General features: G+C 64.4%; 13 protein-coding genes. 7 read left to right on the forward strand and 6 right to left on the reverse strand.

Annotated elements, in window-relative coordinates; genetic code table 11:
* Positions 1-795 carry a LuxR C-terminal-related transcriptional regulator gene (locus RZE79_RS30445; RefSeq protein ID WP_319361972.1) on the forward strand — a complete coding sequence of 265 codons (795 nt, stop codon included), beginning with the start codon at positions 1-3 and terminating at the stop codon, positions 793-795.
* Positions 796-947: 152 nt separating this feature from the next.
* Here RZE79_RS30445 and RZE79_RS30450 read toward each other — a convergent pair whose 3' ends face one another.
* The 4 genes from RZE79_RS30450 to RZE79_RS30465 all read right to left on the reverse strand — a co-directional run bounded on the left by RZE79_RS30450 (position 948) and on the right by RZE79_RS30465 (position 5,902).
* Positions 948-1,601, reverse strand: a complete 654-nt coding sequence (locus tag RZE79_RS30450; RefSeq protein WP_319361973.1) for a glutathione S-transferase — start codon at positions 1,599-1,601, stop codon at positions 948-950.
* Between the two features lie 121 nt (positions 1,602-1,722).
* Entirely contained in the window at positions 1,723-2,766 is a 1,044-nt protein-coding gene (locus tag RZE79_RS30455; protein ID WP_319361974.1) for a hypothetical protein, read from the reverse strand.
* Positions 2,767-3,223: 457 nt separating this feature from the next.
* Positions 3,224-4,234 (reverse strand): helix-turn-helix domain-containing protein, encoded by a 1,011-nt coding sequence (locus RZE79_RS30460; RefSeq protein WP_319361975.1) that lies wholly within the window; start codon positions 4,232-4,234, stop codon positions 3,224-3,226.
* A gap of 735 nt (positions 4,235-4,969) precedes the next feature.
* Positions 4,970-5,902, reverse strand: coding sequence for a LysR family transcriptional regulator (locus RZE79_RS30465; protein ID WP_319361976.1), 933 nt, complete (start codon positions 5,900-5,902; stop codon positions 4,970-4,972).
* A gap of 140 nt (positions 5,903-6,042) precedes the next feature.
* Here RZE79_RS30465 and RZE79_RS30470 point away from each other — a divergent pair, with 140 nt between their 5' ends.
* The 6 genes from RZE79_RS30470 (at position 6,043) to RZE79_RS30495 (ending at position 13,150) form a co-directional block, all read left to right on the forward strand.
* On the forward strand, positions 6,043-7,038 hold the full coding sequence (locus RZE79_RS30470; protein ID WP_319361977.1) for a tripartite tricarboxylate transporter substrate binding protein: 996 nt from the start codon (positions 6,043-6,045) through the stop codon (positions 7,036-7,038).
* Between the two features lie 64 nt (positions 7,039-7,102).
* On the forward strand, positions 7,103-8,626 hold the full coding sequence (locus RZE79_RS30475) for an altronate dehydratase family protein (RefSeq protein ID WP_319361978.1): 1,524 nt from the start codon (positions 7,103-7,105) through the stop codon (positions 8,624-8,626).
* A gap of 34 nt (positions 8,627-8,660) precedes the next feature.
* Positions 8,661-10,133: an NAD-dependent succinate-semialdehyde dehydrogenase gene (locus tag RZE79_RS30480; protein ID WP_319361979.1), complete on the forward strand. Its 1,473-nt coding sequence runs from the start codon at positions 8,661-8,663 to the stop codon at positions 10,131-10,133.
* A gap of 37 nt (positions 10,134-10,170) precedes the next feature.
* Positions 10,171-10,983 (forward strand): 4-hydroxy-2-oxoheptanedioate aldolase, encoded by an 813-nt coding sequence (gene hpaI, locus RZE79_RS30485; protein ID WP_319361980.1) that lies wholly within the window; start codon positions 10,171-10,173, stop codon positions 10,981-10,983.
* A 3-nt stretch (positions 10,984-10,986) separates the two neighbouring features.
* Entirely contained in the window at positions 10,987-12,435 is a 1,449-nt protein-coding gene (locus RZE79_RS30490) for an FAD-binding oxidoreductase (RefSeq protein WP_319361981.1), read from the forward strand.
* Between the two features lie 457 nt (positions 12,436-12,892).
* Complete coding sequence (locus tag RZE79_RS30495; RefSeq protein ID WP_319361982.1) at positions 12,893-13,150, forward strand: type II toxin-antitoxin system Phd/YefM family antitoxin; 258 nt, start codon at positions 12,893-12,895, stop codon at positions 13,148-13,150.
* Positions 13,151-13,426: 276 nt separating this feature from the next.
* On the opposite strand, the gene RZE79_RS30500 is transcribed toward RZE79_RS30495, so the two are convergent.
* A complete protein-coding gene (locus tag RZE79_RS30500) occupies positions 13,427-13,777 on the reverse strand; it encodes an RNA-binding protein (RefSeq protein ID WP_319361983.1) in 351 nt (116 codons plus the stop codon).
* Positions 13,778-13,879: 102 nt separating this feature from the next.
* Positions 13,880-14,104 (reverse strand): hypothetical protein, encoded by a 225-nt coding sequence (locus tag RZE79_RS30505; RefSeq protein ID WP_319361984.1) that lies wholly within the window; start codon positions 14,102-14,104, stop codon positions 13,880-13,882.
* Positions 14,105-14,109: the final 5 nt, after the last annotated feature.

Genomic DNA, 14,109 nt, shown 5'->3' on the forward strand with positions numbered 1-14,109 from the left:
ATGCACCTTTCCACGACACAGACGCGCGCCCTGGGTGACGTCATGCGGCTGCTGGCCGAAGCGAGCGACCCGGACGCCTTGCGCGCCGACCTGGCGTTGCCCATGCTCGACCTGCTGCATGCCGACACCTACGCGTCCTTCACCTGGGATACGGCCGCGCACTGCTTCGCGCGCGTGAAGGCGCTGAACATGTCGGAGGACAACCTGCGCAGCTGGGACGAGCACTACCGCTTCGTCGACCCGCTGACCTTTCCGATGATGGAACGGCGCCATCCCACGCTGGCCACGCAGATCCTCTGCCAGCAGGACCTGTCGCGCACGGAGTTCTTCAACGACTTCCTCAAGCGCGACCGCATGCACTGGGGCGTGAACGTCTATGTTTTCGCGGATGGCGAATGCACCGGCGACATGCGCATCTGGCGCCACCGCGAGCGCGGCAACTTCGATGTCAACGAGCTGGAGGTGCTGCGCCTGGTCGAACCCGCGTTCGCGGCAGCGCTTGCGCGTTTTCGGTGGGAAGCCAAGCCGGCCTCGTTGCCTCGTGCGCGCGAAGGGGTGAGCGAGCTGCTGCAGCGCAGGTCCGCGCTGAGCCAACGCGAAGCCGAGGCCGCGGCGCTCATCCTCTCGGGATGCCCCGACAAGCTCATTGCCAAGCGCATGGAAGTGGGACTCGCCACCGTCCGCTTCCATCTGACCAATGCGTTTCGCAAGCTGCACGTGGACAACCGGACCCAACTCGCCGCGCGGGTGCAGGCGCTGGTCAACGCCGAGGCCTCAGCGCTGGGCACGCAATGACGACGCATCGAACACACATGCTTGCCGCGTCTGCCGTTGCGACATGGGCCTGCCCTCGGGACCCCGCGAGTCCTTGAACGAGTTCCTGCGTGTCGTGTGCCACACCGGCAGCCCTCACCAACGAGCGTGCCCCTGAAGAAGGTGCAGGAGCTCTACGACGGGCCGTGACCGTGAGGATCCACTTTCTCGACAGCGAGCGCCTTCACCACCGAAGGCCGGCTTGCAAGGGTGCGTCCCAGGGCGGCGAACTTCGGATAGACCTGATCCATGTCCATGCCGATGCCGTTACCCCATCGATAGAAAACGTAGAGATATGCGTCGGCCGCGCTGAACGCCTCTCCGATGGCAAACGGGCCGATGATCCGCCGTTCGATGGTGGCAAAACAGTCCACGACAGTCTGCCGGCCCTTCTTGACGATGCCGGCGGACGCTGCCGGGTCGTCTGAGTAACGCTGAGGGCGCCAGATGCCCCCGAACCCGATGCCGTGCAGCGAAGTGGACAGCCAGACCATCCACTCATAGACCCTTGCGGTTTCGAGTGCGTCCCGCCCCATCAGAAATCGCTCGGGCGCCATGCCGGCAATGACGGTAGCGATCGCGGGCACCTCGGTGAAGACCTGCCCGTCGACCGATATGACCGGCACGCTCATTTTGGGATTGATGACTTCGAAACCATCGGGGAACCTTGCCCTTTCGGCGGTGATTTGCGCTTCGACACCCTCGAACTCGGCATTGATTTCGTGCAGCAGAACGTGGGGTGCAAGCGAGCACGCCCCTGCGGCGTACCAAAAGCGAATCTCTGACATGAGCCATCTCCAAATTGAGTTCTGTCGAGCCGCCGGACCGGTCCTTGCATTTTCCAGGTCCGGCCTTCAACGGGTGACAGTGAAAGCGGGCGTCGGCTCCGGCCGCAGGGCTGTCCACTGTTCAGGGTGTCGAGCGAGTCGGGCGCTTGGGAATCCGCACCGCTTCATAGATGTCCAGGCCACCTTTGCCACCGGGGCGGTCGGACGCGAAAGTCACAACCTTGCCATCGTGCGTGGGAGCCGGAACTTGATCTTCAAAGGCCGAGTTGATCGGCGCTGGCAACAACACCGGGTTTGTCCACTTGGTTGGATCGCGCTGTCTTTCTGAATTTTCGAACTTGTAGATGTCGCTGCCGCCCATGCTGTTGGGATAGGCTCCCCATACGTACCCGTGCACGGGATCGATGTGCGCATCCATGAAGGCTGTGCTGTTCGGCAGGGTCTTGCCCATCGATGCGCGTCCCGTTTTGACGTCGAAGGTGGTGCCCTTGAAGTCAATATTGGCAGGGTCGTCGTCCTTCGCCGAGGTCCAGTACAGGTTGCCCTTGTTGTCGAAATTCGGGCACGAGTCGATGCCGGGTCCGTTCGGGCCGCCATCTTTCTCGCAGCCGAGATTGCGCGGCTCGCCCCAAGCCATGTCGTCCTTGGTGTTCGCACGATGGCTCACGTAGATGTCCAGTCCGCCGCAGCCCCCGGGTCGATCGCTGGCAAAGAACAACCAATGACCGTCGTCAGACTGCAACGCACTGTGTTCACTCGACGTGCTGTTGACTCCTTTCGACAGCAGCTTGGGCTTGCCCCACGGGGACGATCGCTTGGCACGATGACTGACATAGATGTCGTAGCGGGTGGGCGTGCCATCTTTTCCGAGGTACCAACCGTCCTCGAGCTTCGCTTCCGAGAAGCCTCCGGGACGATTCGATGAAAAGTAGAGCGTCAAACCATCGCCAGTGATGGTGGCCCAGCCGTCCTGGTAGGCACTGTTGATCGTCGCGCCCATGTTCTTGACTTTCCACTCCGGTTGCGCATCAGCGGCGAAGACCAAGTTCGAGGTGGCGAATCCTGCGCACAGGACAAAGGCCCACGTCATGCAACGGTGGGCGATCCTGACGAAGCTCATCTGAAGAAGAGGCGGGAGTGAAGGTCTATCGGCAATCAAGCGCATGGCAGCGTCCAATCCTGGTGATTTTTTCTTAAGCTGCCCCTTTGGAAGATGACAGGCCAATCCCATGCCGGCGCAACGAAGACCTTGCAAGGCCATTCGACGCATGGATTGCCATGGGATGGCGTAATTTATGACGCTGCGACTCAGATCTCTTGCCCCGGACTCTCGCTGCTCTTGTCTCGGATTCCCCTGTTCGTGCGCCTTGCTGCGCGAGCACTTCGTACTGCATCGGATCAGTACATGCTCGCGTTCCGGCAACGCCTTTCACGCGCCCCTGGATGGGTCTGCCTGCAGCGCAATGCGCATCATTGACTGGCCGCAGGGCGCTGCTGCGCGCATTTGACGGCGCCGCGACGGGCTCACCCTTTCCGCGCCGCTGGCCGGCGATCAGACAGCACTTGTCGAAGTCGCCACCGCGCGCCACGGCCACGCACTTCGTCGCGCTTCAGCTTCAGTTCTAGCAGTTGGCTTGCGCGCTCGCCGCGCCCGCATCACGCACTGTCTGTGATCCGTCAACGACCTGTGCATTGCGCCGCCAGTCAGTTGGCGTGCAGCCAAACCGGTCCCGGAAGGTCCGGCTGAAGTGCGCAGCGTCGCTGAAGCCCCAGCCATAGGCAATCTGCGCCACAGGAATTTTCTTCCTTCGCTCATCGAGAAGTTCGCGACTGCAGCCTTCGAGGCGCTCATTCCAGACGTATTGCGCCGGCGAGAGCGGCTCGGTCTTGAACAGTCGGTGCAGATGGCTGGTGGACATTTCGAGCTGGGAGGCAATGGATTCGAGCGTGAGCTCCGGGTCGCGCAGGCGTTCGTTGATACGGTGCTTGATGCGTGCGATGTGATACGCGCTCATGGACGACAACTCGGTATGTGCACACGCTGGAAGGGATTGAAGGCCGGCGACAACCAGATTCACGAAGCCGCTCGCAACCGCATAGGCGGAAGCAGGCTCCAGGGTGTCTATTTCGCCGCGCAGCGCCTGGGCCATGGCCACGAGCAGGCGACCCGCCCCGGTCCGACCAGAAATGGTGGTGGCTGTGAGATTTTCCGTGCCCTGCACCAGGGTCCTGAGCCGTTTGCCTGGAAGTTTCAGCACGAGTTCCTCGAAGTCGTTTTCAAAGGAAAGCGTGTAGGGCCGCGTGCTGTCGTACATGGTGAAGTCCCCGGGAGAAATCACTGCGTCGCGTCCGTCTTGCGAGACAAGGCCCTGTCCATGCGTTTGCACGCTCACGATGAAGAAATCCTCTGAGGCACAGGCAATTTTCCTGGGCGTGCGCATGACACGTTGCGCACGCGATCTGATCGTTGTCAGCTCCAGTCCGGCCAAGCACTGCTTTTCGATCGAGCCATTGAAATCGTGCCCGATCTGCGAGTCGCACTCGAGTTCGACGTACGTCGAGCAGATCATGTCGTTCCAGTACGCGATGCGCTGGTTCGGTGCAACCGATGTCGTTGTCAAAGTTTGCTTCAAACACGCCTCCTGACTGGCAAGACCCGATCACTGGCCGCTTGCATCGTGCATCGACGCAGCAGCACAGACGGCGCCATGAAACATCTGCATTGAGCTCGACCCGTCTACGAATGGCTTGTCGTGATGCTCGTGTGAATTCACACCCGCCCCCATAGGCCCTTCGATGCGATCTCAGCGTGGAACGCGGTGAACTGCGTGCGCCTGCGGGTCGAAACTGTAGGCCTGTCACGACAAACACGCTGTCGACATCCGTGGCAATGCAATGGACTCTATGAGGCGGATGGACTGCGGCCCATCGGCGCCATCTCTATTACGCATTCACCGCATCAATGGCTCCAGCAGCAGATGATGCGCGTGGACCCATATGCGCGCCACTGCCCTATGCGGGATGTCGCCTCCCGGCTCTGCAACGAGCTTGCGCATCGACCAATGCGTCGAGCCGTTCGCGGGCTGTGTCTGGTTGGACGCCTATTTGCGTCAACTCGAAGGCGAGCATCGGGTGTTGCGCGCTCAGGAACTGCATCGCGCAACTCTCGTAGGCCTGCGACGGCGAGCCGCCTCAGCGAGATGCGCGCCAAGCTGGATGAGTTCGGCATCCGGGCCATGCCCATGGCGTCCGCTGCGTTCGCCAACTTCGCGCGCTCGCAGCAGAAGGTCTGCAGCGGCCTGACCAGCGCAGTCCATATCTGCCTCGAGCAGGGAGTGCGGCCTGGCGCGTGGCTTGGACAAGCCTTCCTAGCGCGATGTCGCCGTCTCTCGCAGGCAGTCCATCAGCAGTTGGCTGGCTGGCGTTTGCGCGCGCCCCCGCAAAGTGATGATGCCCACCGGAGGGAGTTCGATCGGCACCTTGATCTTCAGGATGCACAGCAGCCCTTGCCGGGCGAAGTGCTCCGCGACGCTTCGCGCCAGGAACCCGATGGCGGGTCGCTGGTGCACACCCGACAGCGTGACGAGGAACGACGCGGTCTCGACGATGTCTGCCGGCGGCACGAGCCGGTGCTTGTAGAACATCTGGGCCAGCTTCGAGCGCGATGAAGCCCATGGCGGGGGCACCACCCAGGGCAGCCCCGCCAGCATGGCCCAGCTCGGCCTTGGCGCCTGCGCCAACGGGTGCGCCGGGCTCACCACGATGCACATCGGCTCCGTGTAGAGCGCTTCGGTCTCCAGGTCCGGCGAGGCATAACCCGGCTCCAGCCGGCCGACGATCAGGTCGAGCTCCCCCACGCGAAGGCGCGGCAGCAGCCGCGTCAGATCCCCCTCCTCTACCATGACGGTGGTCAGCGCGGACCGCTCCTTGACCCGCTGCAGGGCCGGCATGAGCAGACTGGGCGTGGCCACCACCATGGCGCCCACGCTGGTTCGACCGCTACCGCCGCTGGCCACCGCGCTGATCTCGTCGCGCGTGCGCTGGTAGTCGGCCAGCACGGAGCGGGAAAAGCGCACCACCGTGACGCCGTGAGACGTAGGCTCGGTGCCACGCGTGGACCGAGTGAACAGCTGCAGCTCGAACATCTTCTCGATCTCCACCAGCATCTTGGAGACCGCCGGCTGCGTGATCGAGAGGAATTCCGAGACCCGCCCCAGGTGGCGAAACTCGTCCAGCGCCACCAGCAGTTGCAGGTGGCGCAGCTTCAGGTTGGAACGAAGCACGCGATCGATCTGGCTCATGGTGTCTGGACGTCGTGGTTGGGGGCATTCTTCTTCATAACCTTGAGCTCATGAAGAGAGTCCGCTATTTCATTGGATGGTAATCCTTGTCTCCGGAAGAATCCGCCTTGCCTGCCGAAAAACGATTTCTGGAGACAACGATGAAAACCCCTCGCAACGTGGCACGACGCCATCTCGTGCTGGGCGGCCTCGGCGCCGCCACGCTCGCCACCGCTCCCTTGCGCGCGCTGGCCGCCAGCTACCCCGAACGCCCCCTGACCTTCATCTGCCCGTGGCCCGCGGGCGGCACCGCGGACCGGTCGATGCGCATCATCTGCCAGATCGCCGCACGTGAACTCGGGCAACCCATCGCGCTGGAGAACCGCGCCGGCGCGTCCGGCATGATCGGCACCAAGACCCTGGCTTCGGCACGGCCCGACGGCTACACCATCGGCCAGATCCCGATCTCGGTCACGCGCTTCTCGCAGATCGGCACGGTCCAGCTCGATCCGCTCAAGGACCTCACGTACCTGGCGCGCACATCGGGCCAGACCTTCGGCATTGCGGTACCCGCACGCTCGCCCTTCAAGTCGCTGCGCGACGTGGTGGCGCAAGCCAAGGCCCAGCCCGGCACCGTGACCTACGCACACGCCGGCATCGGCGGCGCCACGCACGTGGGCATGGAGCAGTTCGCACAGGCTGCCGGCGTGAAGTTCAACGCCATCGCCTACAAAGGCGGTTCGGCAGCGCTGCAGGACGTGCTGGGCGAACAGGTCGACCTGCTGGCCGACAGCAGTTCGTGGGCCCCCCATGTGGAAGGCGGCAAGCTGCGCCTGCTCGCCACCTGGGGCGAGACGCGCACGCCGCGCTTCAAGGACACGCCCACGCTCAAGGAACTGGGCTTCGACGTGGTGGTGGAAGCGCCCAACGGCATCGGTGCGCCCAAGGGCCTGCCGCCGGCCATCGAGAAGCGGCTGCGCGATGCGTTCCGCACCGCCATCAACAGCGAAGAATTCCTCAAGATGGCGCAGAGCATCGACGCGCCTGTGATGTACCAGGATGGACCCGACTACCAGAAGTACGTCCAGACCGTGTACGGGCAGGAGACCGAGCTGATCCGCAAGCTCAACCTCAAGGAGCTGATGGCCAAGGGCTGATGCCCGCGCCTTCGTTCTGCCCCTTTCCATCCGCTTGCCGCCCTCGCGCAACTGCGCACCCCTCATGAACGACAGCCCCCTGCTTCGCCTGCATCCGAACGACAACGTGCTGGTCGCCAAGAGCGCCATCGCCCTGGGCGAGGCGATCGCCGAGTTCGGCGTGCGCGCCCGGGCGCAGATCCCCGCCGGGCACAAGATCGCCTCGCGTGCCATCGCGGCCGGCGAAGAGGTGAAGAAGTACGACACGGTGATCGGCGTGGCCTCGCGCGACCTGCAAGCCGGCGACTATGTGCACAGCCACAACCTCACGCTGGTCGACAGCTACCGCGATCCGGCCTTCTGCCAGGACGTGCGCCCGGTGGACTTCGTTCCCGTCACCGAACGCGCGACCTTCATGGGCTTCGAACGACCTGGCGGTGGCGTGGGCACGCGCAACTTCATCGGCATCCTGTCATCGGTGAACTGCTCGGCCACGGTCATCAAGCGCATCGCCGCGCACTTCACGCCCGAGCGCATGGCGGCCTTTCCCAACGTGGATGGCGTGGCCGCCTTCGCGCAGACCAGCGGCTGCGGCATGTCGTCGCCCAGCGAGCATTTCGATGTGCTGCGCCGCACCCTGGCAGGCTATGCGCGCCATCCGAACCTGGCCGGCGTGCTGATCGTGGGCCTGGGCTGCGAGCGCAACCAGGTCGATGCGCTGGTCGATTCGCAAGGGCTCAAGGCAGGTCGCCTGATGCGCACGATGGTGATGCAGGAGGTGGGCGGCACGCGCCAGACCATCGAGGCCGGCATCCGCGCCATCGAGGAGATGCTGCCCGAGGCCAATGCGGCGCGGCGCACGCGCGTCGGCGCGCACCACCTGAAGATCGGGCTCGAATGCGGCGGCTCCGACGGCTTCTCGGCCATCACGGCCAATCCCGCGCTCGGCGCCGCGATGGACGTGCTGGTGCGCCACGGCGGTACCGCCATCCTGTCGGAAACACCCGAAATCCACGGCGTGGAGTTCATGCTCACGCGCCGCGCCGCCACGCCGGAAGTCGGACAGAAGCTGCTCGACCGGCTGGCATGGTGGGAGCGCTACGCCGCCGGCCAGAACGCGCAGTTCAACGGCGTGGTGGGATACGGCAACCAGGCCGGCGGGCTGGCCAACATCTTCGAGAAATCGCTGGGCTCTGCCATGAAGGGCGGCACCACGCCGCTGCGCGCGGTGTACGAATATGCCGAGCCGATCGACGAGCCCGGCTTCGTCTTCATGGACTCGCCGGGCTACGACCCGGTGGCGGCGACGGGGCAGATCGCCAGCGGCGCACAGCTGATCTGCTTCACCACGGGACGCGGCTCGATGTTCGGCAGCAAGCCCGCGCCGACGATCAAGCTCGCGAGCAACACGCCGATGTTCCTCCGCCTCGAGGAAGACATGGACATCAACTGCGGCGTGGTGATCGACGGCGAACTCTCCGTGCCCGAACTCGGCCAGCAGATCTTCGAACAGATCCTGCGCCACGCATCCGGCGAGCCGACCAAGAGCGAGACGCTGGGCCTGGGCGACCACGAGTTCGTGCCCTGGCACCTGGGCATCGTGAGCTGACCCGCCTTTTTTCTTCCCCTTCATGTCTGTCCCCATGCCCCTGACCCTTTCGCGTCCCGAGCTGCAACGCGCGGCGAACTTCATCGCCGGCGAATGGCTGCGCGCCGCCCCTGGCCACACCTTCGACGTGACCGATCCGGCCACCGGCGCGCTGATCGCGCAGGTGCCCGATTCAGATGCAGCGGCCGCGCGCGCCGCCGTCGATGCAGCGCATGCTGCGTTTCCTGTCTGGCGCAAGACGCCGGCCAAGCAGCGCGCGCAGATCCTCAAGCGCTGGAACGACCTGGTCCTGGCGCACCAGGAAGACCTGGGCCGGCTCATCTCGCGCGAGCAGGGCAAGCCGCTGGCCGAAGGCCGTGGCGAGGTCGCCTACGCGGCCAGCTACATCGAGTGGTTTGCCCAAGAGGCCACGCGTGCCAACGGGGACGTGATTCCGGCACCTGTGCCCGGACGGCGCATGTTCGCGCTCAGGGAGCCCGTGGGCGTGGTCGCCGCCGTCACGCCGTGGAACTTTCCGGCCGCGATGATCGCGCGCAAGATCGCCCCGGCCCTGGCCGCTGGCTGCACCGTGGTCTGCAAGCCCGCCGAAGACACGCCCCTAACCTCGCTGGCCCTGGTGGCGCTGGCCGCCGAAGCCGGTGTGCCGCCGGGCGTGCTCAACATCGTGACCGCATCGCGCGAACGCACGCCCGAGGTGGTCGACGCCTGGCTCGACGATGCACGCGTGCGCAAGATCACCTTCACCGGATCGACTCCCGTGGGCAAGCACCTGGCCCGCCGCTCGGCCGACACGCTCAAGAAGCTCTCGCTCGAACTCGGCGGCAATGCGCCGTTCATCGTGTTCGAGGATGCCGACCTCGAGGCCGCGGTGGAAGGCCTGATGGCCGCCAAGTTCCGCAATGGCGGCCAGACCTGCGTGTGCCCCAACCGCGTGTTCGTGCATGAGACCGTGCACGAGCGCTTCGCCGCGTTGCTCGTGGCCCGCGTTGCCGCGCTTCAGGTCGGCCCGGCCAGCGATGCAGCCTCGCAGATCGGTCCGATGATCAATGCGCGCGCGGTCGAGAAGATCGAGCGCCATGTGCAGGACGCGGTGGCGCGCGGCGCGCGCGTGCTCACGGGCGGCACACGGCTGCCCGCGCTGGGTGCCAACTACTTTGCGCCCACCGTGCTCGCCGGCGCCGATGCCACCATGGCTTGCGCCTGCGAAGAGACCTTCGGCCCGGTCGCGCCGCTGACGAGCTTCACCGACGAGGCCGAGGTGATCGCACAGGCCAACGACACGCCCTTCGGCCTGGCCGCCTACTTCTATTCGCGCGACGCGCGCCGCATCTGGCGCGTGGCCGATGCACTGGAGACGGGCATCGTCGGCGTCAACGAGGGGGCGCTGGCCGCGGAGGCCGCGCCCTTCGGCGGCGTGAAGGACTCGGGCTACGGCCGTGAAGGCTCGGTGCACGGGCTGGACGACTACCTTCACACCAAGTACGTGTGCCAGGGGCAGCTCGACTGATCCCCGTATCGATTCACTGACATTCCCACACGACCCCATGCCCGCTCACAACCCCTTCAAGGCCGCACTGGCCGCCCGCCAGCCGCAGGTTGGTCTCTGGCTGTCCATGGCCGATCCGTACCTGGCGGAAGTCAGTGCAGGCACCGGTTTCGACTGGCTGCTGATCGACGGCGAACACGCCCCCAACGACTTGCGCTCCACGCTGGCCGCACTGCAGGCCGTGGCGCCCCACAAGGCACAGCCCGTGGTGCGCGCGGTGCAAGGCGACACGGCGCTGATCAAGCAGCTGCTCGACATCGGTGCCAAGACCCTGCTCGTGCCGATGGTCGATACGGCTGAACAGGCGCGCAGCCTGGTGTCGGCGACGCGCTATCCACCGCTCGGTATCCGGGGCGTGGGCAGCGCCGTCGGGCGGGCGTCGCAATGGAGCGCGCGCGCCGACTACCTCGACGCGGCCGACGACGAAGTCTGCCTGCTCGTGCAGGCCGAGACGGTGCAGGCGCTGGGCAACCTCGAAGCGATCTGCGCCGTCGATGGCGTGCATGGCGTCTTCATCGGCCCCGCAGATCTCGCCGCTTCCATGGGCCATCGGGGACGCCCTGGGCATCCCGAGGTGCAGGCGGCCATCGAAGGGGCCATGAGGACCATCGTGGCTTCGGGCAAGGCGGCCGGAACGCTGACCTCGGACCCCATGCTGGCGCGGCGCTACCTCGAGCTCGGCTGCACCTTCGTTGCCGTCGGCGTGGATGTCTTGCTTTATGCCAATGCCGCGCGCAAGCTGGCGGCCGATTTTCTCGGTGCGCCGGCTGCTGCAACAGCCCCGTCGTCCGAATCGCGCGCAGCGTACTGAGCCATGGCCGACACCGAAACCGACACCACCGTGATCAACGGCCTGCGCGCCATTGTTGGCCCGAAGGCCTGCCTGGAAGCCGCGGCCGACATGCAACCCTTCACCACCGACTACCGCAAGCTGTACCACGGCAAGGCGTTGGCGGTCGTGCTGCCGGCCTCCACGCAACAGGTCAGCGAGGTGCTCGCGCTGTGCGCGGAGCACGGCGTGCCCGTGGTGCCGCAGGGCGGCAACACCTCGCTCATGGGAGGCGCCGTGCCCGATGCGGCCGGCGACGCCGTGGTGCTCAACCTGCGGCGCATGAACCAGGTGCTGGAGATCGATGTCGTCAACGACACCATGACCTTGCAGGCCGGCGTGACGCTGCAGGCCGCGCGGGCCGCCGCCGAAACGGCCGGGCGGCTCTTCCCGCTGCGCATCGGCTCGGAGGGTTCGTGCCAGATCGGCGGCAATCTCTCGACCAACGCGGGCGGCACCGCCGTGCTGCGCTACGGCAACATGCGCGATCTCACGCTCGGCATCGAGGCCGTACTGCCCGATGGGCGCATCTACTCATCGCTGCGTGGCCTGCGCAAGGACAACACCGGCTACGACCTAAAGCAGCTTTTCATCGGTTCCGAAGGCACGCTGGGGATCATCACCGCGGCCGTGCTCAAGCTGATGCCGTTGCCCAGCGCAACTGCCGCAGCCTGGGTTGCCGTGAAAGACCCGCATGCGGCTGTGCAGCTGCTGACGCAAGCCAAGCGCACCGCGGGACAAGCCGTCACTGCCTTCGAGCTGATCTCAGCGCCGGCGCTGGCGCTGGTGCTGCAGTCGATGCCGCAACACAGTGCGCCGCTGCCCGGCATGCACGACTGGATGGTGCTGATCGAGCTGAGCTCGGGCGGCGACGCCGAAGGCCTGGACGCCACGTTGATGGCGATCCTCGAGCAAGGCATGGAAAGTGGCCTGATCGTTGATGCGGCAGTGGCCGCCAGCATGGCCGACGCACGCGCCTTCTGGCTGCTGCGCGAAGAGATTTCGGACGCCCAGACGCGCGAGGGAGGCAGCATCAAGTGCGATATTTCCATTCCGCTGTCCAAGATCGCCGACTTCATTGGCGATGCGTCGGCGCAGGTGCTCGCGCTGGCGCCCGACGCGCGCATGGTGATCTATGGGCACATGGGAGACGGCAACGTGCACTTCAATCCGTTGCGGCCCAAGGACACTCCTGCAGCAGAATTTCTGGCCGCGCACTACACGCGCGTTTCGCAGGCAGTGGACGCACTCGCGCACCAGCAAAACGGCTCCATCTCGGCCGAGCACGGCATCGGCGTCGCCAAGCGCGACGACCTCATGCACTGCAAGACGCCCGTGGAGCTGGCGTTGATGTGGCAGATCAAGCGCGCATTGGATCCGCAAAATCTGCTCAATCCCGCGAAGGTGCTGCCACTGCCGAACACAACGCAATAGCGCATTGGGGTTGTCGTAACGACCGGGACATCCCAGTGCGCGGCGAACACCCCATCTCTGTTGGATTTGTCCGATCTCTGGTCCCAGGTTTCCATCGAAGACGGACTCACCTGCTTTGTGAGCCTGAAGGCTTCACGGTGTGGACAAGCACTTGATGCTCACGCCCCCGCAATAGACGGAGTTCCAGTCGCGCTTGGGGTGACGTTCTTGATCGACAGACGAATCTCGAACATGAAGGCCAGCGTGCGTCCAGGCAGTGCGGCTTCAGTTCGGCAGCGCTTGCACGTCATCAGCGCCGGCGAGATATCGGGCCATCTGGTCGGTCGTTCAAGTCGAAACACCGTTCCTGAGAAAGATCGGCATTCTCGATCCTTGCGGGGGAAGCCACAGGAATGCAGGCAACGTAGACAGGTCCGAATTCTGTCTACGTTATATCCTTGGATCCCAAGGAGTCACCATGTCCCTCGCAGAACAAATCAGGCCCCTCAGCTACCTGAAATCAAGTGCGGCAGAAATCCTCAAGGAATTTGCCGTCAACCCTGAACCCATCATCATCACCCAGAACGGTGAAGCCAAGATGGTCGTCATGGACATTGGCGAATATGAGAAGCAGCAAGAAACATTGGCGTTGCTGAAGCTGCTGGCATTGGGCAAGAAGGAATTCAACGAAGGAAAGTTCAGCGATGCAGAAGCCTTCCTTGGTGAATTGGGATGACTGGCACGCAACGCGCCTGCTTTAACAAGAGGTGCGTCGTACGCCAGCGCTGTCAATACGACGCAAACGCGCCCTGCTCTTACAAGGCCTCTGCGCCTTTAAAACCGCTGATCTGCCGCGCGCAGAGGTCCGCAGCAGGCCCGCAACGCGCGCGCTTGCACAGCACTCATGGCGAAAACTGTCGGGCGAGCCGGAAAAGTATGGAGTCGGCGCTTGGCGAATGGACGAAAAAAAACCGGCTCAGGCAGGCCGGTCTTTCAGAAGGCGTTGCCCAAGTCAGTAACGACCACCACCAAAGCCGCCATTGCCGTAACCAACGTCCGAACGTTTTGCTGTGCTGTAGCCAGCTGCGCTATAGCCCCCCGAGCCGCCCCCCTCTTCGCGGGGACGGGCCAGGTTCACCACAATCGAGCGTCCATCGACGGACATCCCGTTCAGAGCCGTGATGGCGGCTTGAGCAACCTCGGCAGAGGCCATTTCTACAAATGCGAAGCCCTTAGAGCGGCCGCTTTCGCGGTCCATCATGACCTTCGCCGTAGAAACTCGGCCGAACTCGGCAAAGTTGCCCTCGAGGATGGAATCGGTCACGGAAAAGGGAAGGTTACCCACGTAAATTTTGACGCTCATGGAAAGAGCCTTTCTGAATGAAGGTGCGCGACGGTTGCCGCGACGGTGGAACTCGGATCTTCGGATCGGAAGTCCGCAGCAAATGGCAGGAGTGAGTGAGATTTATGCCGGCAGATTGCCGGCACTCAGCGGGTGCGGCATGCACGTTTGCAGCCAGGCCTGCGTGACTGCAAGAAGCCGGGCGGCTTCGCGTGAAGCAAAGGCTTTATCGAGCTGGAATACGCGGCATGCGCTGCCGTCACTCTGAGATCGATGGACCGAGAAAGAGGCGCGAAAACGGCCACAGTCGGTCGGGTGTGTCGAGGGCGAAACGACGAACTTGCCCATGGGAA

It is taken from the genome of Variovorax sp. EBFNA2, assembly GCF_033802765.1.
Classification (GTDB): Bacteria; Pseudomonadota; Gammaproteobacteria; order Burkholderiales; family Burkholderiaceae_C; genus Variovorax; species Variovorax paradoxus_H.